This is a genomic window from Pseudomonas sp. C8002 (genome assembly GCF_013385765.1).
Classification (GTDB): Bacteria; Pseudomonadota; Gammaproteobacteria; order Pseudomonadales; family Pseudomonadaceae; genus Aquipseudomonas.
Genome location: NZ_JACAPJ010000007.1, coordinates 434,730 through 457,613 on the forward strand (window position 1 = coordinate 434,730; position 22,884 = coordinate 457,613).

Annotated in this window: 19 protein-coding genes; 5 read left to right on the forward strand and 14 right to left on the reverse strand. The window is 61.1% G+C overall.

Annotation, left to right across the window (positions count from 1 at the left end):
• Positions 1-29: 29 nt before the first annotated feature.
• Positions 30-2,666, reverse strand: coding sequence for a glucosidase (locus tag HX814_RS13405; protein WP_177008650.1), 2,637 nt, complete (start codon positions 2,664-2,666; stop codon positions 30-32).
• Between the two features lie 195 nt (positions 2,667-2,861).
• Between HX814_RS13405 and HX814_RS13410 the strand changes: the two genes are divergently transcribed.
• A complete protein-coding gene (locus HX814_RS13410) occupies positions 2,862-4,220 on the forward strand; it encodes a VOC family protein (RefSeq protein ID WP_177008651.1) in 1,359 nt (452 codons plus the stop codon).
• 125 nt (positions 4,221-4,345) lie between these two features.
• On the opposite strand, the gene HX814_RS13415 is transcribed toward HX814_RS13410, so the two are convergent.
• On the reverse strand, positions 4,346-4,585 hold the full coding sequence (locus HX814_RS13415; protein ID WP_102605146.1) for a DUF465 domain-containing protein: 240 nt from the start codon (positions 4,583-4,585) through the stop codon (positions 4,346-4,348).
• A gap of 189 nt (positions 4,586-4,774) precedes the next feature.
• On the opposite strand from HX814_RS13415, the gene tkt reads away from it, so the two are divergent.
• Positions 4,775-6,835 carry a transketolase gene (gene tkt, locus HX814_RS13420; RefSeq protein ID WP_177008652.1) on the forward strand — a complete coding sequence of 687 codons (2,061 nt, stop codon included), beginning with the start codon at positions 4,775-4,777 and terminating at the stop codon, positions 6,833-6,835.
• 61 nt (positions 6,836-6,896) lie between these two features.
• Here tkt and HX814_RS13425 read toward each other — a convergent pair whose 3' ends face one another.
• The 11 genes from HX814_RS13425 to HX814_RS13475 form a co-directional block, all read right to left on the reverse strand.
• On the reverse strand, positions 6,897-7,658 hold the full coding sequence (locus HX814_RS13425) for an SDR family oxidoreductase (RefSeq protein ID WP_003215653.1): 762 nt from the start codon (positions 7,656-7,658) through the stop codon (positions 6,897-6,899).
• Positions 7,659-7,701: 43 nt separating this feature from the next.
• Positions 7,702-8,529 carry a DMT family transporter gene (locus tag HX814_RS13430; RefSeq protein ID WP_177008653.1) on the reverse strand — a complete coding sequence of 276 codons (828 nt, stop codon included), beginning with the start codon at positions 8,527-8,529 and terminating at the stop codon, positions 7,702-7,704.
• A gap of 75 nt (positions 8,530-8,604) precedes the next feature.
• A complete protein-coding gene (gene gcvA, locus HX814_RS13435; RefSeq protein WP_003215650.1) occupies positions 8,605-9,510 on the reverse strand; it encodes a transcriptional regulator GcvA in 906 nt (301 codons plus the stop codon).
• A 69-nt stretch (positions 9,511-9,579) separates the two neighbouring features.
• Complete coding sequence (locus tag HX814_RS13440; RefSeq protein ID WP_177008654.1) at positions 9,580-11,637, reverse strand: methyl-accepting chemotaxis protein; 2,058 nt, start codon at positions 11,635-11,637, stop codon at positions 9,580-9,582.
• A gap of 401 nt (positions 11,638-12,038) precedes the next feature.
• On the reverse strand, positions 12,039-13,196 hold the full coding sequence (argE, locus tag HX814_RS13445; RefSeq protein ID WP_177008655.1) for an acetylornithine deacetylase: 1,158 nt from the start codon (positions 13,194-13,196) through the stop codon (positions 12,039-12,041).
• A complete protein-coding gene (locus HX814_RS13450) occupies positions 13,193-13,870 on the reverse strand; it encodes a DUF1028 domain-containing protein (RefSeq protein ID WP_177008656.1) in 678 nt (225 codons plus the stop codon). Before HX814_RS13450 ends, argE begins: the two co-directional genes overlap by 4 nt.
• 27 nt (positions 13,871-13,897) lie before the next feature.
• Complete coding sequence (locus HX814_RS13455; protein WP_008434687.1) at positions 13,898-14,629, reverse strand: class II aldolase and adducin N-terminal domain-containing protein; 732 nt, start codon at positions 14,627-14,629, stop codon at positions 13,898-13,900.
• A 94-nt stretch (positions 14,630-14,723) separates the two neighbouring features.
• Positions 14,724-15,557 (reverse strand): ABC transporter substrate-binding protein, encoded by an 834-nt coding sequence (locus HX814_RS13460; RefSeq protein ID WP_177008657.1) that lies wholly within the window; start codon positions 15,555-15,557, stop codon positions 14,724-14,726.
• Positions 15,558-15,585: 28 nt separating this feature from the next.
• The gene (locus tag HX814_RS13465) at positions 15,586-16,458 is read right to left on the reverse strand and encodes a phytanoyl-CoA dioxygenase family protein (protein WP_008434690.1); all 873 of its coding nucleotides are present in this window, start codon (positions 16,456-16,458) and stop codon (positions 15,586-15,588) included.
• A gap of 35 nt (positions 16,459-16,493) precedes the next feature.
• The gene (locus tag HX814_RS13470) at positions 16,494-18,011 is read right to left on the reverse strand and encodes an amino acid ABC transporter permease/ATP-binding protein (protein WP_003215631.1); all 1,518 of its coding nucleotides are present in this window, start codon (positions 18,009-18,011) and stop codon (positions 16,494-16,496) included.
• 380 nt (positions 18,012-18,391) lie between these two features.
• A complete protein-coding gene (locus HX814_RS13475; RefSeq protein WP_177008658.1) occupies positions 18,392-19,366 on the reverse strand; it encodes a LysR family transcriptional regulator in 975 nt (324 codons plus the stop codon).
• Positions 19,367-19,583: 217 nt separating this feature from the next.
• On the opposite strand from HX814_RS13475, the gene HX814_RS13480 reads away from it, so the two are divergent.
• The 3 genes from HX814_RS13480 to HX814_RS13490 all read left to right on the forward strand — a co-directional run bounded on the left by HX814_RS13480 (position 19,584) and on the right by HX814_RS13490 (position 21,839).
• Entirely contained in the window at positions 19,584-20,018 is a 435-nt protein-coding gene (locus tag HX814_RS13480) for a RidA family protein (RefSeq protein WP_003215629.1), read from the forward strand.
• Between the two features lie 17 nt (positions 20,019-20,035).
• On the forward strand, positions 20,036-20,479 hold the full coding sequence (locus HX814_RS13485) for a type II 3-dehydroquinate dehydratase (RefSeq protein ID WP_023658744.1): 444 nt from the start codon (positions 20,036-20,038) through the stop codon (positions 20,477-20,479).
• Between the two features lie 109 nt (positions 20,480-20,588).
• Positions 20,589-21,839, forward strand: a complete 1,251-nt coding sequence (locus tag HX814_RS13490) for an NAD(P)/FAD-dependent oxidoreductase (RefSeq protein ID WP_008434698.1) — start codon at positions 20,589-20,591, stop codon at positions 21,837-21,839.
• 468 nt (positions 21,840-22,307) lie between these two features.
• Here the strand turns inward: HX814_RS13490 and HX814_RS13495 are convergent, their stop codons facing one another.
• Complete coding sequence (locus HX814_RS13495) at positions 22,308-22,715, reverse strand: VOC family protein (protein WP_102368782.1); 408 nt, start codon at positions 22,713-22,715, stop codon at positions 22,308-22,310.
• Between the last annotated feature and the right edge of the window lie 169 nt (positions 22,716-22,884).

Sequence of the window (22,884 nt, forward strand, 5' to 3'; positions counted from 1 at the left end):
CCCGCTCCCACATTTTGATTGTGCTGTTTTCAGGTTTTTGGCTGCAACAACAGCGCCACCAACGCACTCCACCCTGTCTGATGCGAAGCCCCCAACCCCCGCCCGGTCTCGCCATGAAAATACTCATGGAACAACACCAGGTCGCGGCTCGCCGGGTCCGCCTCCAACTGTGCATACCCCACCATCGACGGCCTTGAACCGTTCTCATCCCTCAGAAACAAACGCGTCAACCGCTGACTGAGCCCATCGGCAACCTCCTCCAGCGACGCCAGATACCCACTCCCCGCCGGATACTCCACCGAGAAATTATCCGCGTAGTAGCGGTGAAACTCCCGCAGCGACTCAATCAGCATGTAGTTGACCGGCATCCACAACGGCCCGCGCCAGTTGGAGTTACCCCCATACAACCGCGAATCCGACTCTGCCGGCTCATAACGGGCACACAGCGTATTGCCATTCATCTTCAGCGCCAGCGGCTCTTCGGCAAACGCTTTCGACAGCGACCGCACACCAAACGTCGAGAGAAACTCAGACTCATCCAGCATGCGCCGCAGCAAATCCTTGGTTCGCTCACCCCGCAACAACGCCAGCAACAGCCGATTCCCCTGCCCCGGCTCGTTCCAGCGCGACACCAACTTGGCCAGGTCCGGCCGATGCTTCATAAACCCCAGCAACCGCTCGCGCAGCCCCTCCAGCCCTTCATGCTCGCGCTGCTCCAGCACCAGCACCGCAAACAGCGGCATCAGGCCGACGATAGAACGCAGCCGCACCGGCTCACTTTCACCGCCCGGACGATGCAGCACGTCATAGAAAAACTGATCCTGCTCATCCCATAAGCCTTCGGCGCCATCGTCAACGCGGTTGATCGCCCCGGCGATGTACAGGAAGTGCTCAAAGAACTTCACCGCGATATCCACATACACGACATTGCGCTTGGCCAATTCCAGGCCGATACGCATCAGGTCCAGCGCGTACGCCGCAACCCACGCTGTGCCGTCCGCCTGGTCCAACTGATAACCCGGCGGCAAATCAGCCGAGCGATCAAACAGCGCAATGTTGTCCAGCCCAAGAAACCCACCCTGGAACAGGTTGCGGCCCTCGGCGTCCTTGCGGTTGACCCACCAGGAAAAATTCAGCAGCAGCTTGTGGAAGATCCGCTCCAGGAAATCCATGTCGCCCACGCCATTCAGCGCCTTGTCCTGCTGATACACCCGCCAACTGGCCCAGGCATGCACCGGCGGGTTGGCGTCGTCAAAACGCCACTCGTAGGCCGGCAACTGACCGTTGGGGTGCATGAAACGGTCTTTCACCAACAGCAGCAGTTGCTGCTTGGCGTAACCCGGATCCATCAGGGCAAACGCCACGGCCTGGAAACCCTGGTCCCACGAGGCATACCACGGGTACTCCCAGGTGTCGGGCATCGAGAGAATGTCGAAATTCGACAAGTGCCGCCAATGGGTATTACGGATATGCAAACGCTCGGGCGGCGGCGCGGGCTGGGCCGGGTCGCCGTCGAGCCATTGATTCACGTCGAAGTAGTACAGCTGCTTGGACCACAGCAACCCGACCAGGGCCTGGCGCTGCACATTGCGTGAGTCTTCATCGGCGATGCCCTGTTGCAGCGCCGCGTAAAAGTCATCGGTCTCCTGGCGGCGCTCTTCGAATAGCTTGCGCGCATTGATCCACGGCGCCTCCACCGGGGCGAAGCGCAGGTACAGGGTTTTGCTTTCCTGGCCCGCCAGCTCGAGGATGAAACGCGCAGCCACCTTGGTACCCGCATCCCGGCGAATCGCTGCTTGCGCCCCCGTGGTCACATAGTCGTTGATCCCGTCCTTGAACGGCCCCGGCGCCGGTTGCCCGTCCAGCCTGGGGTAGTTGGTTTCGTTCTCGCAGAACAGCCATTCCACCCCGTCCTGGCCCCAGGCACTCAGGTGGCGATCGAACAGCTCATGGTGCCGCGCCACCACCTGTTCGCCCTCCAGGCGCAATTCAGGCTTGGGGGCATCGTGGGTCCAACTCCAGTCGTTGCGCGCCCACAGGTGCGGCATCACCTGCAAGCGTGTGGGCTGGTCCGATCGGTTGTGCACGGTGATGCGCATGAACACGTCATCGGGCTGGTGCTTGGCGTATTCCACCGTGACGTCGCAGTAGCGGTTGTCTTCGAAAACCCCGGTATCGAGGATTTCGTATTCGGCATCCCCCAGGCCACGCCGGGCGTTTTCGGCGATCAGGTCGTCATAGGGAAAAGCCGCGTGGGGGTATTTGTAGAGCATGCGCATGTAGGCATGGCTCGGCACGCCATCGACGAAAAAGTACAGTTCCTTGACGTCTTCGCCGTGGTTGCCCTCGGCGTTGTTCAGGCCGAACAGGCGCTCCTTGATGATCGCGTCGCGCTCGTTCCACAGCGCCAGGCCCAGGCACCAGCGCTGGGCCTTGTCGCTGAAGCCCGCCAGGCCATCCTCGCCCCAGCGGTAGGCGCGGCTGCGGGCATGTTCGTGGGGGAAGTAGCGCCAGGCATCGCCGTCGGCGCTGTAGTCTTCGCGCACCGTGCCCCATTGCCGTTCGCTCAGGTAGGGGCCCCAGTCACGCCAGCGCTCGCCGTCAGGCTTGGCCAGGCGCTGGCCTTCAATCGTTTCCAGAATGTTCGTCGCAGGCTGTGCCGTCATCGAGTCTTCCGTCGCGTTCAGAGGTGACGGCCAGTGTAGAGCCCTTATACGGTGAGATGCACGTGAAGCTGGCGTCATCCAGCTCATTCATTTGCAGAATGAAGTCCAGAGGAATCTTCGTTTGCAAGGCGCCGGCAGGCCCAACAAAATCAGGCAACCGTGCTTTTCCTCTCTATAGCCGCCAGGAATTTTTCTATGCCCACCGTCAGCCCTGACGAGATTCGCAAAGGCTTCTCCAAAGCCATGTCCGACATGTACCGCGATGAAGTGCCGCTGTACGGAGCGTTGATGGAACTGGTCGCCGAGACCAATGCCCACGTGCTCGACACCGACGCAGGGCTGACTCATCAACTGCAACGCACCGGGGAAATCCAGCGCCTGGACAGGGAGCGCCACGGCGCCATCCGCCTGGGCACCGCTGAAGAACTGGCCACCATCAGCCGCCTGTTTGCGGTGATGGGCATGCAGCCGGTGGGCTATTACGACCTCACGCCGGCCGGGGTACCGGTGCACTCCACCGCCTTTCGCGCCGTGCATGAAAGCGCCCTGCAAACCAGCCCCTTCCGGGTGTTCACTTCGCTGCTGCGCCTGGAGCTGATCGAAAACCCGGAACTGCGGGCCTTCGCCCAGTCAGCCCTGGCCAAGCGTTCGATCTTCACCCCACGCGCCCTTGAGTTGATCCAGCAAGCCGAAGCCGACGGCGGCCTCGACGCCGCCCATGCCGAAGAGTTTATCCAGCAAGCCCTGGAAACCTTCCGCTGGCACCACACCGCCACCGTCACGGCCGCGCAATACCAGCAACTGAGCGACCAGCACCGGCTGATCGCCGACGTGGTCGCCTTCAAGGGCCCGCACATCAACCACCTGACACCGCGCACCCTGGACATTGACCAGGTGCAGGCCGCGATGCCCGGCAAAGGCATCACCCCCAAGGCGGTGATCGAAGGCCCGCCCCGCCGCCAGTGCCCGATACTGCTGCGCCAGACCAGCTTCAAGGCCCTCGACGAGGCAATCGCCTTTACCGATGCCAAAGGCAGCCACAGCGCGCGCTTCGGCGAAATCGAACAACGCGGCGTGGCGCTGACCCCCAAGGGCCGCGCGCTGTACGACCAACTGCTGAATGCTGCACGGGATGAATTGGGCGCGTTTCCGAATGAGGCCAATGCCGGGCGCTACACCGAATTGATGGAGCAGCACTTCCAGGCGTTTCCCGATAATTACCAGCAGATGCGTGAGCAGGAACTGGCGTACTTCCGCTACTTCGTAACCGAGAAAGGCTTGGCCGCCCAGGACAAAGTTAAAACCCTGGACGAACTGATCGCCGCCGGCCACGTGGACGTGGAGCCGTTGGTGTACGAAGATTTTCTGCCGGTGAGTGCGGCGGGGATTTTCCAGTCGAACCTGGGGGATGCGGCGCAGAGTCACTACGCGGCCAACTCCAACCAGGCCGAGTTTGAAAAGTCCCTAGGTCGCCAGACTATCGACGAGTTGAAGTTGTACGGTGAAACCCAGCAGCGCTCGATTGACGAATGCAAGCGCGCGCTGCTGGCTTGAAAGAGAGAGTTCGCCCGGCCACAGCGCATTCCATGCGCCGTCTAAGAGCCCCAGTGCCGGGCGAACGGTTGGCATGATAGGCAGCGACGGGGTCGCTGTCTTTCAGGCAATTCTGAACAAATATTTTACTTGGCCGCGGCTTTCTCCAACTGCTCGACGATCTTGTCTTTGATCAACAGGCGTTTCTTCTTCAGCTTCTCCAGCTCCTCGTCACCGCCGCTTGAGGACTCAAGCTCCAGCACCTCCTTGTCGGCGCTGTCGTATTGGTGGAGCAGCGAATCCAATCGGTTATCGCTCGCCCTGCGTTCATGAATAGCTTCCTTGCTCAAACCCAGGTCCTGATACAGGTCGTGTTTCACTGGCATGGAGTACCTCCGCAAGTTGATCATTGACTGAATGCCCCTTGAAGCTAGCCCATCCGGCGGGCTCTTGTCATGTTTGAGATCAACCTGTCGCGTTTGCGTCCCCGTTCGTCGCGGGGCAGACGATTTCATAAAACCTTTGGCGCACGCTGCCCTCCACTGTAGATCGTCACCCGATGGAGAACAGGTTCCATGAATCACGCTGCCAACGCTGTCGACACCCAGTGCATCAACACCATTCGTACCCTCGCCATGGACGCTGTGCAGAAGGCCAACTCCGGCCACCCCGGCACGCCCATGGGCCTGGCGCCCGTCGGTTACACCTTGTGGAGCCGCTTCCTGCGTTATCACCCCGAGCACCCCGACTGGCCCAACCGTGACCGTTTCGTATTGTCGGTGGGCCATGCCTCGATGCTGTTGTATTCGCTGTTGCACCTGGCGGGCGTGGTGGAGATTGACGCCCACGGCAAGCGCTCCGGCCAGCCGGCCATCAGCCTGGACGACATCAAGCAGTTCCGGCAGATGAGCTCCAAAACTCCCGGCCACCCCGAATACCGCATGACCACCGGCGTGGAAACCACCACCGGCCCCCTCGGCCAGGGGTGCGCCAACAGCGTCGGCATGGCCATGGCCGAGCGTTGGCTGGCCAAGCGTTTCAACCGTGACGACCAGGTGCTGTTCGACTACAACGTCTACACCCTGTGCGGCGACGGCGACATGATGGAAGGCATCAGCAGCGAAGCCGCGTCCATCGCCGGGCACTTGAAGCTGGAGAACCTGTGCTGGATCTACGACAACAACACCATCAGCATCGAAGGCCACACTGAACTGGCCTTCAGCGAAGACGTGATCAAGCGTTTCCAGGCTTATGGCTGGCACACCTTGCACGTCACCGATGCGAACAACCTGCTGGCCCTGAGCGACGCGCTGAGCACGTTCCAGAAAAACACTGGGGCACCGACGCTGATCGTGGTCGACAGCGTGATCGGCTATGGCTCGCCCCACAAGCACAACACCGCGTCGGCCCATGGCGAGCCTTTGGGCGAAGAAGAAATCCGCCTGACCAAAGCCGCATACGGCTGGCCCGAAGACTCAAGCTTCCTGGTGCCGGATGAAGCGCGCACGGTCCTGCGGGATGCACTGCTCAAGCGCAGCAAGCCGCTGTATGAGCAATGGACTGAGACCCTGTCCCACCTCGAACAGTACGAACCGGAACTGGCCGATGAACTGCGCCGCATGCGTGCCGGCGAGATGCCCGAGCATTGGCAGGAGCAACTGCCGAGCTTCGACGCGGATGCCAAGGGCGTCGCCAGCCGTGCCGCCGGGGGCGAGGTGTTGAATGCGTTTGCCAAGCAGATCCCGTGGCTGCTGGGGGGCTCGGCAGACTTGTCGCCGTCCACCAAGACCAACCTGACGTTCGACGACGCCGGGCGCTTCAGCGCCGAGAACTACGGCGGGCGCAACCTGCACTTCGGCATTCGTGAACATGCCATGGGCGCGATTGCCAACGGCATGGCGCTGTCGTACCTGCGGCCGTATACCTCGACCTTCCTGGTGTTCAGTGACTACATGAAGCCGCCGATTCGCCTCGCGGCGATCATGGAGCTGCCGGTGGTGTTCGTGTTTACCCATGACTCGATTGGTGTCGGCGAAGACGGCCCCACTCACCAGCCCATCGAACACCTGACCCAGTTGCGGGCGACGCCGGGTTTGCTGACCCTGCGCCCAGGCGACGCTAATGAAACCCTGGAAGCCTGGAAGATCGCCCTGGCCCAGACCCATCGGCCAACCTGCGTGGTGCTGTCGCGGCAGAACCTGCCGACCCTGGACCGCACGAAATACGCAGCGGCGACGGGTACATCCCGTGGTGCTTATGTGCTGGCCGGCGCCGATAAGCCCCAGGTGATCCTGATGGCCACCGGCAGTGAAGTCAGCCTGGCGGTGGAAGCCTATGAGCAACTGAAGACTGAAGGCGTGGCGGCGCAAGTGGTGTCGATGCCGAGCTGGGAACTGTTCGAAGAACAGGACCAGGCCTACCGCGACAGCGTGCTGCCACCCGCAGTGAAGGCACGACTGGTGGTGGAACAGGCCGGCCCGTTGGGTTGGGACCGCTACGTGGGGCAAACCGGGGCCAAGGTGGTGATGAACAGCTTTGGCGCCTCGGCACCGCTGTCCAAGTTGCAGGCCAAGTTCGGCTTTACCCTGGACAATGTGGTGAAGCTGGCGAAGGAGCAAGTCAGGCTCAACAGCTGACCCAGTGCACGCATGCCGGGCGTGGCCTACCGAGGGAAACCTCGGTGCCACGCCCTGCTGCTCATTTCCCGCCGGTGACGTCCAGGAACGTACCGGTGATGAAGGACGCCTCGGCGCCTGCCAGCCACAGGATCGCCCGAGCCACTTCTTCAGGCTGACCGCCGCGGCCCATGGGGATCGAATCCTTCACGCGATCAACCCGCCCTGGCTCCCCGCCACTGGCGTGAATGTCGGTGTAGATATGCCCCGGGCGGATGCAGTTGACGCGTATTCCCTCCCTGGCCACTTCCTTGGCAAACCCGATGGTGAAGGTCTCGAGAGCCCCCTTTGATGCGGCGTAGTCGACATATTCGTTGGGGCTGCCCAGCCGGGCGGATGCCGACGAGATATTGATCACGGCACCACCCCGCCCCTGGTGACGAAACGACATGCGCTTCACCGCTTGCTGGGCACACAGCATCGGCCCGATCGCGTTGACCGCGAAAATCCGCTGCATCCGCTCGAACGGCAAGTCTTCGACCCGGGACTGCAACGCGTTGATCCCGGCGTTGTTAACCAGCACATCGATGCGCCCGAACGTCCGATCTATCGCCGCAAATAACTGGACGACCTGCTCCGGGTCTGCGCTGTCCGCGCGTACGGCCAACGCCCGGCGCCCTGCCGCTTCTACATCCGCCACCACCGCGAGGGCGGCAGACTCATCGGAAACGAAGCTGATCGCCACGTCATAACCTTGTGCGGCGGCCAGCCGCGCGGTGGCGGCGCCAACGCCACGACTTCCACCTGTTATCAGAATCAGCGGTGCCTGCGGGACGGTATCCATTGCGCGAACCTTCATGTGGTGGTGGAAAATGCTTTGCCTGCTGTCAGCCGATCAGGATGGTGCCGGTGGCAATCACCACGCACGCCAGCACCTTGCGGACCGTCAGTGTCTCGCCCAGGAAGAAATAGCCGATCAGTGCCGCAAACAGCACGCTGGTCTCGCGCAAGGCCGAGACCGCGCCCATGGGCGCACCGGCCATGGCATAGATAATGATTCCGTAGGCCAGGAGCGACACCAGCCCACCGGCGAAGGCCGTGAAAAACCCGGGCCGCAGGCTGAACAGACTTTTCGGGCCCCGCAGGCCGATATACACCCCCGGCATCAACACGCCCCACAAGGCGCACATCCACACCGTATAGGCCATCGGCGCACCCGACAGGCGCGCGCCGATGCCGTCTGTCACGCTGTAGGCGGCAATGAAACAGCCGGTGCCCAGGGCGTATGGCAGGCTGGGAACGGCGAGCCGGCGCCCCCTGAACGCCAGGGAAATGATGCCGCCCGACACCAGGGCAATGCCCAGAAGCGAGCTGGCCGAGACACTCTCCCCGGCAAACACGGCGGCACCCAGGGTGATCAGCACCGGCGAGGAGCCCCGTGAAATCGGATAGGTCTGCCCCAGGTCTCCGACTTTGTAGCTGCGCACCAGGAACAGGTTGTAGCCCACGTGCAGCACCGCTGACAGCACCACATAAAACCAGCTGGCTGGCGCCGGAGGGTCCAGGAACACCGCAACGCCGCCACTGGCGATAGCGACCGCCAGGCACATCACCGTCATCGACCAGAGTCGGTCGGCGCCGCCACGCAGCAGCGCATTCCAACTGGCGTGCAGTAAGGCAGCGAAGAGGACCAGGAGAATAATGGGATAAGGCATGCGCCCATCCTAAGCAAACCGGCGCCTTAACTGAAGCGAAGTCTGCTCATTGAGGAATGAGCAAATCCTCATGCTTTATTCGTAAGCCAGTCCGGCGTTTACGGCGTCCTGCATCAGCCAATCACGAAAGCTGACGATATGCGGCTGGGACTCGATGCCTTTGGGGCAGACAAAGTAATAAGCGACCGGTGACGGGAACGGCACATCGAACAGCCTCACCAGGCTGCCATCGCTCAGCTCTGACTCCACATGCCCACTGCGCGCCAATGCAATGCCCTGGCCAAGCAAGGCCGCCTCTATCGTCATGTTGGTGTCCGCAAACCTGACACTTTCCTTGAGCGGCGCAATCGCGAGCCCGACGTGCTGGAACCATACTTCCCACTTCGGCACCAGGTCGGCGCCGTCGCGCATCAGCAAGGGATAGCGCAGCAATTCGGCCGGGGTGTTTGGCCGGCCAAAGCGCTTCAACAGATCGGGACTGGCCACCGGAAAAATCTGCTCGCGGAACAGGAACTCCGAATACAGCGCCGGGTAATTCCCGTTGCCCAGGCGGATCGCAACATCAGCCTCCGCACTGGAGAAGTTGATGATCTTGTCGCTGGAGTCCAGGGTGACCAATATTTCAGGGTGCCGTTGGGCCAGGCTCGGCAATCGGGGCAGCAGCCATTTCAGCGCGAAGGAATAGGTGGTACTGACCTTGAGCCGGACCCTGCCCTTTTGCTCGCGCAGGTCCGCGAGTGTCGCCTCAAGGTTCATGAAAAACTCGCGCACGATCGGCGCAAGGGCTGCTCCGGCAGGCGTCAGGCTGAGTGACTTGCCCCGCTGGAACAACTGCAATCCCCAGAGTTCTTCAAGGTGCTTGAGCTGATGGCTGACGGCACTCTGGGTGACATGCAACTCTTCTGAAGCCGAGGTGAAGGTTGCGTGGCGTGTGGCAACCTCAAAGGCGCGCAATGTCGAGGTGGGTGGCAGGTCTCTCATGGCATTGCTTCACCGTTTATGAATAGATGCTCATGATAGAACATCTATCCATTGCGCTGTAGGCCGCCCTCAACCCAGCTGGAACCGCGCCGTGTTGTCGCTCAACGCCCGGCTGCCCTTGCTCAACATATCCGCCGCCTGGTTCACCGCCCGCGCGCCGTCGAGCAAGCGCCCGGCGGCCTGGTCAACCTGCTGGATATTGCCGCTCACTTCATCCGCCGTCGCTGCCTGTTCCTCAACCGCCGTGGCGATCTGCGCCAGGGTGTCAGTGACGCTCTGCACCGCGCTGGCGATCTCCCCCAGGCGATGGCCCAGGCCCGTGACGGACTCGGCATCGGTCACCGCCTGCTCACAGGCCACGCCCATCAGGGTGACCGCCTGGCTCACCGTCGCGCGCAAACTGTCGACCGTGCCGGCGATCTGCGCCGTGGAGGCCTGGGTCCGTTGCGACAGGCTGCGCACTTCATCGGCTACCACCGCAAATCCCCGGCCCTGTTCACCGGCCCGCGCAGCCTCGATGGCAGCGTTCAGCGCCAGCAGGTTGGTCTGCTCGGCGATACCCCGAATGGTGTCAACCACCGACTGGATCTGCTGGCCCTGCTGGCTGACGCGCTCCAATGCATCGGAGGTGTCGGTCAAGCGCTGGTTGAGTTGCTGGATACTCGCGGTGGTGCGCTGGCTGTCGCGGCTGCTGTCTTCGGCAATCTGCCGGGTTTTCTGCGCGCTGCCGGAGGCCTGCTCGCAGCTCTTGGCGACGCCCATGGAGGTCGCGGCCAACTGTGTGGCGGCCGCTGCAATCTGGCTGATCTGCTGTTGCTGGTCTTCCACTTCGGTCAGCGTGCTGCCCGATTGCGAATTGAGTGTCAGCACCGCAGAGCCCAACTGCTGCGTCTCGTGATTGACCCCCAGCAGGCTGGTGCGCAACTGCACCACCGCCACGTTGAGCGCCGTGCTGATGGCCGCCAGTTCATCGCGCCCTTCCACCGCCACTTCAACGCACAGATTACCGTCGCGCAGGGATTCGGCCAGGGTGGTGATGCCGCTGGCACTGCGGCGAATCGATGCCTGCAAGCACACGAACAGGTACAGGGCTGCCAGCGCCAGCACGCTGAACGTCACCGCCACCGGGATGAATTGCTTGAGCGAGCTTTCGCGGTAGTAACCCAGGCGCGCGTCCAGCGAGGTCAGCGACTGTTTACGTAACGCGCCGAGGGCGCCAAGCATGCCATCCACACTGCGTTCGAAGCCGGTGGTATCGAGCTTGATGGTGCCGCCGAACACGCCTTCGTCCAGGGTCTTCAGTTCGTTGTCCAGCAGTTGCAAGCTGTCGTCGTATTGCGCGATCCAGGTTTGCAGCCCCGGGTATTGCTTGGCCTTGAGGGATGCGGCGGCCTTGACCAACTGGTCCCTTGCGTCGCCGATGCGACCGCGCAAATCACGCATCTGCAAACGGCTTTGCAGGGTGAACTGCCCCGATGCGATGGATGACTGCCCGACGCTCGCCATACGCCCGATACGCTCGATCAGGTCGGGGGTTTGCTGGGTGGAAATCTGCATCAGCAAATAGGTTTCAAGCCACGGATCGAGGATCAACCCGGTGTCCATGGTGATCTGTTCGCGCAGGGTTTGCATCGCGCTCAGCGCAGACGTGAAGCGGTCATAACCATCCGGCCACCAGCCCACGGTGCGCAGGGATTGGGAATCCATGCCGGTGACCGAGGCTTGCAATGCCTCAAAGCGTGCAAGGGTATCCGGGCGGGCGTTCTGGGCTTTGAGGGCCTCGCCCAGGGCCTGCACGCTTTGCAGGATCAGCGGGAAATTGGTATCGACCGCAGTCATGGCTGCCTTGGCCGCGGGTGTCTGGTCGTGGAGGATGTCGGCGGCTTTCCAGCGCGCCGCCAGGTTGCGCTGGGCGGTCAGTTGGGCGTCCAGGGCATCCAGCGCCAGCAGTTCGCGCACCCCGGATTGCTCATTGGAAATCACCGTCAGCTTGGTGCGGTACTCCTGCGCGATCATCCACAGGCTGCCCGCCAGGGGCAGCATGAACAGGAAAAACAGGATCTGGAACTTGCGCGCGAATCCAAAACGTCCGAGCAGGCGGATACCTGGCGACAACACACTTTGCATGTCCGACTACTCCTAGAACCACTCGCCTCAACAGCGAATCAAGCTTTGAAATGATTGACGGCAAAATGCCATGTCATTGATTAAGCTGGCTCTAGCAAGAAACGGACCGCTGTTGTCGGGCCCGCTGGATAGGCGGGACGTCGTGCAAAACACGCTGTGCCGTGCGCGAAAATGGGGCGAAAGCACTCAGCGCAGGTGGCAGAACGGTAACCGTCTGACCAATACCGCAAGCGTGAGGGCGGCCGACAACCTGTGGCGAGGGAGCTTGCTCCCGCTGGGCTGCGAAGCGGCCCCAAAACAGGCACTGGTGTTCCTTCAGGTCGATACGATTGCAGGGTTTAGGGCTGCTTCGAAGCCCAACGGGAACAAGTTCCTTCGCCACAGGATGGGTGCTTGCTGAATCAGGATTGCCGACTGGCAAACACCAACACTTTCTCCAGCATCCGGTCACAGGCCTCAAGCTGCGCAACGCTGATGAACTCGTCAGGCTTGTGCCCCTGGTCCATGCTGCCCGGTCCACATACCACGGTGGGAATGCCCGCCTGATCAAACAGCCCGCCTTCGCTGCCGAACGCCACTGTGCCGTATGCCTGAGAGCCACAGAAGTCGGCAACCCATTCAGCCGCCTGGCTCTGCGCTGATGTCGACAACCCTGGGTAACTCGACAGCTCACTGAAGTGGATTGCACACTGCCCGCTCACCGCCTGCATCGCGGGCAATAAGGTGTGCTCGGCGTAACCCCGCAGTTGGTCCGCGACGTGCCAGAGATTCTGTGCGGGCAGTGAGCGCACTTCGAAGTCGAAGCTGCAGTTTTGCGGGACGATATTCAGGGCGTTGCCACCGGCAATCATGCCGGTTTGCACGGTGGAGAACGGCGGATCAAAACTCCCGTCGTGATGTTGCGGCGCCTTGAGTTCTTCACCGAGCCGGCCCAGTTCGATGATCAACAGCGCGGCATATTCGATGGCGTTCACACCCGACGGCGCATACGCCGAATGGCACGCCGCGCCATGTACCTCGCAACGCATCGCCAGCTTGCCCTTGTGGCCCAGCACCGGCTTGAGTTCGGTCGGTTCGCCGATCACGCACAGTAACGGCTTGACGGTTTTTGCATGGAACGCTTCGATCAGCGACCCCACGCCCAGGCAGCCCACCTCTTCATCGTAAGACAGCGCGATATGCACCGGCATGCGCAGCGGTGCCTGCACCAGCGCCGGTACGCTGGCCAGCACGCAGGCGAGGTAGCCCTTCATGTCGGCGGTGCCACGCCCGTACAGCTTGCCATCCTTCTCGGTCAGTTCAAACGGCGCAACGCTCCAGCACTGACCGTCTACAGGTACTACGTCGGTATGGCCCGAAAGCACGATACCGGGCACCTCCGCCGGACCTATGGTGGCCAACAGATTGGCTTTGCTCTTTTGCTCGTTGAACAACAATTCACAGCTCACGCCATGGTGCTGCAAGTAGTTGCGCACGAAGTCGATCAGGGCGAGGTTGGATTCGCAACTGGTGGTGTCAAAGCTGACCAAGTGCGCCAGCAGGTCACGGCTGCGGCTCATCGGTCATCTCCCGGCACCGCGTAGCCAGGGGCGCTTTGCGGGTTGATGGCGCGGTCGATATAGTCCTGCATTTGCCCGCGATAGGCCTGCCAGAGTTGGTCCAGGGTGCCGATCGGATCCACGTCGGCCCAGTCCACCCGCAGGTTGACGATGGGCCACAGGTGGTCACCGACCACCACCAGCGCGGCAGAATGTACTGGCCCCGCCTCGCCGCCTCCCGCCGCCCCCGCCTGCATGGAGGCGAGCAACCGGTCGGCGAGATGCCCGGGCGTATCTTCGAAGGCGCGCACCATGGCTTCGATCACACCGGTATTCGCCAGCATGTTCCCTGCCGCCACGCATTGCTCGCCGCTGACCGCGTGGTGGATGCCCAGGGTCTGCGCGCCGCTGAAGTGTGCGGTTCGGCCAGTGCTATCGATCACTGTCACCTGGCGATATTCGCTACAGCTCTGCGGGGTGAGCGCGGTGGCCAGCGCCTCGCTCGGGGCCATGCCCTGGGCCAAAAGGTCCAGGGTTTGCGGGCCGAGGGCCGGCAACGTGATGTTCTGCGACGCCACCGCGCCCACGCCGGGGCGCAGCCACGGGCAACGGGCGCCCACGGCAATGCTCGACGAGCTGATAGCGATACCCAACTGGCCGGTTTCGGCACAGCGGGCGACAACCGAAAAGGTCATGGGAGTTCCTGCCTGTGAGGGGTGAAATCAGTCGAGCAACGAAGGGTCGGCGTCGATCATCAACTGCTTCATTTCTTCAAAATGCCGTTGCGAGAAATCCGTGATGCCTTCCCATCCCCGCGCGGTCTTTTCAGCCACTTCGTCAGACAGTATCCGCAGCGGCTGGCCGGTGGACCACGCCGTGACGAGGATCTGGCAGGCGCGCTCCAGGGTCCAGATATCATCGAATGCTTCGCCGATGGAGGTGGCTGTGACCATCACCCCATGGTTGCCCATCAACAAGCGGCTCTTGCCATCCAGCAAACCGGCGAGGCGCTCGCCCTCGGCCTCGGTGTCGGCCATGCCACCGTACAGCTCGTCCACCGCCACGCGATTGAAATAGCGCGCGGTGTTCTGGTCGATCGCAGGGATATGCGGCTTGGCCAGGCAGGCTACCGCCGTGGTGTACACCGGGTGCAGGTGCAGCACGGCGCGGGTTTGCGGCAACAGCCGGTGAATCTGCCCGTGGATCGACCAGGCGGTAGCGTCTACCTCCGGATGATCGGCACCGCCGGCGTCGTCGGCATTCAACAGCAGCATGTCACTGGCGCGGATACGCGAGAAGTGCTTCCACTTCGGGTTGAGCAGGAACTGTTTGCCGTCGGCCGACACCGCCGCGCTGAAATGGTTGGCCACTGCCTCATGCATGCCAAGGTGCGCAACGATGCGGAAAGTTGCCGCCAGGTCGATGCGGGTTTGCTCTTCAAGTGATAACGCCATGTAGCTTTCTCCGCAGGACAAGTACCCCATAATCTGTAGTGAGCAAGCTCGCTCGCCACAGGTATGGCGTGTTCCTTAAGTGAACAGTTTCCGGTCAGGACTTCGGCATCAGCTCGGCGATGTCGGCATCGGTAGGCGCCTGGAAGTTGTATTTCTTGAGCAAGGCGGCGTATTCAGGGGTGGCGCTGAACTTCTTGATGCCTTCGATCAAGGCGTTCTTGACCTCGTCATTGCCCTTCTTCACACCAACGCCGTTCAACACCGGGTAGATCAAGGTATCGGAAGAAATCACCACGCGCCCGCCGAGTTTTTCCACTGCGCCACGGGCCACGGCCGCATCGGTGATCTGCGCTTCAACAGCATGAGCCAGCAAGGCCTGGGTGGTTTGCGGGTCGGTACTGTACTCGCTGATCGCGATCGGCTTCAGTCCTTTCTTCACACAGTACTCATCCGACAGCTTGTGCATCTGCGCCAGCCAGGAGGTGGCGCCCATCGAGCCGATCTTGTGGCCGCAGAACTCTTCAGGGGTCTTGGGCTGGAAGTCGCTGCCCTTGAGCGTCAGGATCGACTCACCGCTTTTCAGGTAGGGAATCATATCGATGACTTTCACCCGTTCGGCGGTGATGTACATCGAAGAGTTGGTCACGTCGAATCGCCCCGCCTGCAGGCCGGTGATCAGGTTGGGAAAGCGCGTGTCGAGGGTCTCGACGGTGCGCCCCATGGTCTTGGCCAGGCCATCCATGAATTCGATATCAAAGCCGGCGGGCTTGTTGTTATCCATGTATTCATAGGGAAAGAAGGTCACATCGGAACCTGCGACGATTTTCCCGTCTTTCTGGAAAGCCGAAGCCGCCAACGACGTCATTGCAACCGCAGCGCCCAGCAGGCACACGGCAATAGGGCGAGCAATCATCTGAAACGCTGTCATGGTAATACCCTGCAAGGTGAGAAGAAGGTTAGGCAGTGACTGAATCCTGGCCGGCCTGTTGCACAAAGAAAGAGGCGCCACGGGGCTTCTGCGGCAAGCGCAGGTGGTTTTCCGTGGAACGCACCAGCCCACTTTCTTCACCGGCCACTATCAGGCCGGCGTGCGCGCTGGGCAGCGGGTTTTCGCCGAATGGAAGCGCGTCTTCAGCGGCGTAGACGCTGATGAACAGGGTGCGCGGCAGTTCGGTCTCGTTAGGGCTTGAAGCGTGCAAAAGACGGGTGTGCATGAAGCACACGGAACCGGCCGGGCCATAACAGGCGACCGGGTCGTGGCACAGGTCGTCGACCACCGTGTCGTCCACCGAACCGGTGAAACGCTGGTCGCGCCAGTGGGACCACAACGGGCCTTTGTGGCTGCCGGGAATCACATTCAACGGGCCATTCTGCGGTGTGACTTCACTGACCATCAGCAAGGCCGTGACGATGTCGTCATTGCTGTGGGGCGTGAACAGGAAGTCCTGGTGCCACTTCACCTGCGTGGCGGTGTGGGGCAGTTTCGAGTTGATCTTGCTGTGATGAAAACGCGTGCCGCCGCCCCCGATCAGTTGCGCGGAGATCGCTGCCATCCGCGAATGCAACGCCACACGCTGGTATGCCGGCGAAATTTCGGTGGGCGAACTCACTCGGCGCAGCGAGGGATGATCCGGGCGATGGTCGCCTTCCAGGTCGAAACGCGCACGGCCATCTGCCGTTTCACCCCAGCCCTGTTCGTGGCTGCGGCTGTCTTCTACCCACTGGTCGAAGTCGTGCTGCAACGCGGCGACTTCTTCAGCCGACAGCACGTCTTGCACCACCAGAAAACCGTCCCGGTGAAACTGTTCAATTTGCGCTTGCTCGATCATGTTGTGGCTCTCTTGTCGCTCGAACGTTAAAGGGGTTACGCCAGCGAGACGTCCTTGAGGAACGCCTCCACACGTGGGTTTTCGCCGCTGCGCAGCGCCTGCGGCGTGTCGTCGCACACCACACGGCCTCTCTCCATGAACACGATCCGGTCGGAGACCTTGAACGCGAAATTCATCTCATGGGTGACGATCACCATGGTGATGCCTTCCTGGGCCAGGGCCTCGATGACCTGCAGGACTTCGTTGACTTTTTCCGGGTCCAGGGCCGAGGTGGGCTCGTCAAACAGCATGATTTGCGGGCGCATCATCAGGGCGCGGGCGATGGCCACGCGCTGCTGTTGGCCACCGGAAAGCTGATGCGGGTACTTCCAGGCGTGATCGAGCATGCCAACCTTGTGCAGCAGCGCGTAGGCTTGTTGCTTCAGCTCATCCAGCTTGCCGAGGTGGTGGTACTTCGGCGCCATCAGCAAGTTGTCGAGCACGCTCAGATGCGGGAATAGATTGAAGCTCTGGAACACCATGCCGATGTTCAGGCGATGCTCGGCGTGCTCGACATACTGCGGCTTCTGCGCGCCGACTTTGTTCAGGTGAATAAAGGGTTGGCCGTTGATCTGGATCTCGCCGTTGTCCAGTTGCTCAAGACCGTTGAGCAGGCGAATCAGGGTGGTTTTTCCGGAGCCCGAAGGCCCGATCACCGACACTACTTCGCCGGGCTGGATCTGCAGGTTGACCGAGCCCAGTACCTCTACATCGTTGTAGGCCTTGTGCAGCCGGCTGGCCTGCAGCGCCGGGCCTTCGGTACTGACAGGGCGTTGCAGGGCGACGTGCTGTCGGGTCGCCAGCGCCAGCACCTCGGCATCAGGTACCCGGGACACGTTGCGTTGATTGACGTCGAGAAAACGCTCGAGCCGTTTGAGCAGGAAGTCGAACACCGTGACGATGAACACGTAGAAAAAAGCCACCGCCGCCATCGTCTCGATCACCAGGAAATTCTGCGAATACAGGCGCTGGCCGACCATCAGGATCTCGGTCAGCGAAATCACCGACACCAACGAGGTCAGCTTGACGATGGAGATGTATTCGTTGGCCAGCGACGGCAGCGCCACCCGCAATGCCTGCGGGATCACCACCCGCCACTGGATCCCGAAAAACTTCAGCCCCAGTGCCCGCGCGGCCTCGCCCTGACCTTTGGGAATCGACAGCAGGCCGCCCCGGTGAATCTCAGCGACATAGGCGGTTTCGCAGATCACCAGCGCCAGCAGGCCGGCCCAGAACGGGTCCGCCAGAATCACCGACGTGGCGGGAATCGCCTGTGGCAGGTTGTAGATGAAGATCAGCAGCACCAGCAGCGGCAGGCTGCGGAACAACCAGATATAGCCACGCGCCGGCAGGCTAATCAGCGCGTGCTTTGACTGCTTGGCCAGGGCCAGCAGGAAGCCCAGCGCGATACTCAGGACCCATGTCAACGAACTGAGCTGGATGACCGTCCATGTCGCCCGCCAGAACTCGGCATCGGCCAGCAAACCAAACATGTAATTCCAGTTGAAAGTCATCGTCACTGTGCTCGACAAAAAAATGAAAATGCCCACCGAATGCTCAACGTGAAGGTCGAACCCTGATCTGCACCGATGGACTGAGATTCGTGGGGAGAGGCCCTTGGGGTCAATTCGTAAAAGCCGGCCTATTGGGTAGGGAGAACCTACGCAGCGTCACCGTTCCCTGGGTGACGACTGGACTGGTAAAACAGCCTGTCTCTTAATGGGGCGACACCTCGCCCATCAGGCAATCAGCGCCACATCTTGGTGCGAAGCAAACGCGATCCCCTGTGGGAGCTGGCTTGCCTGCGATAGCATCGCCCCGGTGTACCTGGAAGACCGAGGTGCCTGCATCGCAGGCAAGCCAGCTCCCACAGAAAAGCAGGAAAGCACGCGGCTCAGCCCACGCCGTTCAGGGTGCGCACCGCATGGGCATCAAAAAAGCTCGGGGCCGCCATGCCCGGGATGTACTGGTCTGAAACGAACATGCGGCAACGCTCGGCAAACGCCGACACGACGCGGGACAATTGGGTATTGCTCGCCGTGGCATAGCCCAGCTGCATGGGCCGGTGCGGGCCGGACAAGCGCAGGCGGATCAAGCGCTTGCCGTCCTGGGAAAGATTGGCTTTGGGCCGGGCATTCGCGAAGGAATAGCCGATGCCATTGGCAACCATCGAGCGCACGGTTTCAAGGTTGCTGGAGCGCATGATGATGTTCGGTGTGGTACCGGCCTGCATAAAGAAGCTGAGGAAATATTCCCGACTCCAGGGCGTGTCCAGCAGCACCACCGGGTAATCCTCAAGGTCGAGCATGCTCACCGCCGACAGGCTTGCGAGCGGGTGGTACTCACCCACCATCACATACGGCGGTAATTGCGCCAGCGGCTGGAAGGCGATGTCGTCACTGGTCACCAGGTCGTAGGTCAGGGCGATATCGATCTCGGCGCTGCGCAGTTTTTCCAGCATTTCCTCGTGGTTGCCCTCCACTTGCGTGAGGCGTACACCTGGAAACGCGCGGCCAAAACCAAACACCAGCTCAGGGGTGATCATCGGCGCCAGCCACTCCAGGCAACCCACCCGCAGCGGTCCGCGCACGGTGTTCAGCGACTCGGAAGCGATGGTGTAGAGGTTGGTCATCTGCTCCAGGATCAGCTTGGCCTCCTGCATCACCTGGCGCCCCACTGCCGTGAGGGAAATGCCCTGGGCGTGATGCCGCACAAACAGCTGGATGCCCAACTCGGCCTCCATGTGGGTGATCGCAGCCGAGATAGACGGCGACGACACATGAATGCGCTCAGACGCCGCACTGATGCTGCCTGCCTCACCGGAAGCCACGAAATATTCCAGTTGGCGCTGGGTAATACGACTGAGCATCACGCCTCCACATCATCAATAAGCTGACGCCAAGCCGGCGCCGCCTGCCTCAAACACAGCGTTGCATGGTTCATGCCGATTGCTGTTTTAGCCCGACGCTGACGCCGGCGGATGGCGCTTCGGTTTTGCCTAAGCATTACCTCGCGCAAATGCTGGTTTCGCGCGGGCGAGGCCAATGTGAAGCTGGATTTATTCCGCGCCTCATGAGTTGCCAGCAATGCCCACCCATACCCGTATCCGCATGTTCAACACCAAGCAGACCTACCCCAACCAGGCGCTGGACAACGACCTGTGCCAGGCCGTGCGCGCCGGCAATACCATTTATGTACGTGGCCAGATCGGCACGGACTTCGACGGCAACCTGATCGGCCTCGGCGACCCGCGCGCGCAAGCCGAACAGGCAATGAAAAACGTCAAGCAACTGCTGGAGGAAGCCGGTTCCGATTTGTCGCACATCGTGAAGACCACCACCTACCTGATCGACCCGCGCTACCGCGAACCGGTGTACCAGGAGGTCGGCAAATGGCTCAAGGGCGTGTTCCCGATCTCCACCGGCCTGGTGATTTCGGGTCTGGGCCAGCCGGAGTGGTTGATGGAGATCGATGTGATTGCGGTGGTGCCGGATGACTGGAACCCCAACCAGCAACCATGAGCCACCTGGAGCTTGCCATGCCCCGCACTGTGTATTTCCTCAACGGCCCCAACGCCAACCTGTACGGTCTGGACAAGAACGGCACCTACGGCAGCGAAAGCTTCGCCAGCATCGAAGCGTGCTGCCAGCGCCACGCTATCGAACTGGGCCTGACCCTGGATTTTCGCCAGAGCAACCATGAAGGGGTGCTGGTGGACTGGATTCAGGAGGCCCGGCTCAACGCCGACGCGGTGATCATCAACGCCGCCGGCCTGACCTACAGCTCGGTGCCGATTCTCGATGCGCTGCTGGCGTTCGACGGCCCGATCATCGAAGCGCACATGAGCAACATCTGGAAGCGCGAGGCTTTCCGTCATCACTCCTATGTGTCCAAAGCCGCCACCGGCGTGATCGCAGGCCTCGGCGCGCTGGGCTACCGCCTGGCCCTGACGGCGGTGGCCGAGCTGCTGGAGGCCGATTGAAGGGCTTTGGTTTTGCCTAACCTCTACGTTCAAAAAGCATAATTTCCGGCTGGCGGTTGCTTGATCACACTGATACCGGTCGATGGTCGCTTATCTTTAGGAAGCTCACATGTCAGTTGAAAAGATCAACACCCTGGTGGTGGGCGCAGGCCAGGCGGGGGTCGCCATGAGCGAGCATCTGTCACTCATGGGCGTGCCGCACATCGTGCTGGAGCGTAACCGCATCGCCGAGCGCTGGCGGTCCGAGCGCTGGGACTCGCTGGTCGCCAACGGCCCGGCCTGGCACGACCGTTTTCCCGGCATGAAATTCGAAGGCATTTCCCCCGAGAGCTTCCCGCCGAAAGAGCGCATGGCGGCCTACTTTGAAGAGTACGTGAACATGCTGAAGGCTCCGGTGCGCACCGGGGTTGAAGTGCAGCAAGTGGAACGCCACGTGGGTCGCCCCGGGTTCAAGGTGACCACCTCGGCGGGTGTGATCGAGGCCACCAACGTTGTTGCGGCGACAGGCCCGTTTCAACGTCCGTCCATTCCGAATCTGGTGCCCGCACACGCCACGGTTCAACAGCTGCACTCCTCGGCCTACAAGAATCCCGGCCAGTTGGCCGAGGGTGCTGTGTTGGTGGTGGGCGCTGGCGCATCGGGTTCACAAATTGCCGAGGAACTGCAAAAGGCCGGCAAGACCGTGTACCTCTCGGTGGGCGAACACTATCGCCCTCCTCGCTCGTATCGTGGCCGTGATTACTGCTGGTGGCTGGGCGCGCTGGGCTTGTGGGACGAGGTCAAAATCCAGCCGAAGAAGAAGCATGTGGCGTTTGCCGTCAGTGGCTATGAAGGCGGCAAGACCGTCGACTTCCGCCGCCTGGCGCACATGGGCATTACGCTGGTGGGTGTTACTCGGTCGTGGAATGAAGGCGTGATGGAGTTTGAGCCCGGCCTGGCGGCTAACGTGGCTGAAGGTGACCGTGCCTACTTTGATGTGCTGCGGGATGCCGACGCCTATATCGAGCAGAACGGCCTGCCGTTTGAGCCGGAGTCGGAAGCGTGGGAATTGTTGGCTGACCCGGAGTGCCTGGTGAATCCGATCCTGAGCCTGGATTTGGCTGAGGCTGGTGTGACCACGATTCTGTGGGCCACGGGTTTCAGTTTTGATTTCAGTTGGTTGAAAGTGAATGCGTTCGACGAGAAAGGTGAGCCTTTCCATAAGCGCGGGATTTCGGCGGAAAGCGGAATTTACTTTTTGGGTTTGCCGAACCTGGTGAACCGCGCGTCTTCGTTTATCTACGGGGTTTGGCATGATGCGAAGTACGTGGCCGACCATATTGTCTTGCAGAATGAGTACATGGCCTATAGCAAGCCGTGAGGTGCCTTGCTCCATTGCCTACAGTTGCGTCAGAATCCGCCGGCTTGTGCGCTTGGGTATGGGGCTCTAAGGTTGCTCGGTCGCTGAAACCTCAGTGATCGGGTTTAGTAGCCCGAAGTATTCTAGGCAATGTGCATAAGCATCATCTGTCAGACGTCTTTGTCTGTGCTTAATGGTGGCTGTGTGCAGGGCGCCCTCGGGCGCGCCGGTTTTGTCTGGAATATCCGCTCTACTAACCTGCACACAGCTGCCACCTTTCGTTTAGTAGCGATAAGGCGGGGGCCAAAATGGAGCATCCAGACAATGTTCAAGGTTACCCCTAATCCTCCGGGAACTTCCGATCCAAAACTCCACCAGGCCGCCCAGCGCGCCATGGATCACTACCTCAATCCCAGTTCCAAACCCGCCCCAACGCCCTCAGCCCTGTTCAGCGTTCCCAGCCTCAGCTTTTGCTCGTTCAACTCACCCTCACCGAGGGTAATTTGCTTGTGGATCATGGCAGCACACGCACAGCTTGTTGCCATCAGTATCTCGAAAATACGCGCCGTAATAATCGGGGTGGTAGTGAGGCCTTAATCCAGGCTCTCCTTCACATATCCCGCCGAGCGCCAACGCCGCTGTATAACTTCTTCTAACCGCTTCCCGACTGGGTGCAAGAAGCCCCACCATCTGCCCATTCCCAGGTGCACTCGGTTTGCCATCAAATGGCGCCCCAATGACGAAGATCGGGCGAGGTTCGGTTTCAGCCACCCAACCGGCCCACGGTTTATCCGCATCGCAAAATTTCAACCTGAGGCCCAACTCAGCCATCACCTTCGAATAGAAAGCAAAAGCCCGATCAAAATCACCTGTACCTAAAAACACATGGGAAATCATGGTGGCTACCTTGGGGCGATGAATGCCCATGAGTCTGGCGCGAAATGATTGCTGGCGAAAGCCTGATGACTCCGTCCGGCATATGTACGGCTCCCCTCCCCTCATACGCTCATAAAAACCGCAAATCCCAACAATCCGCAGGGTGCCGCCCGGCATTTCGTCAACCCAT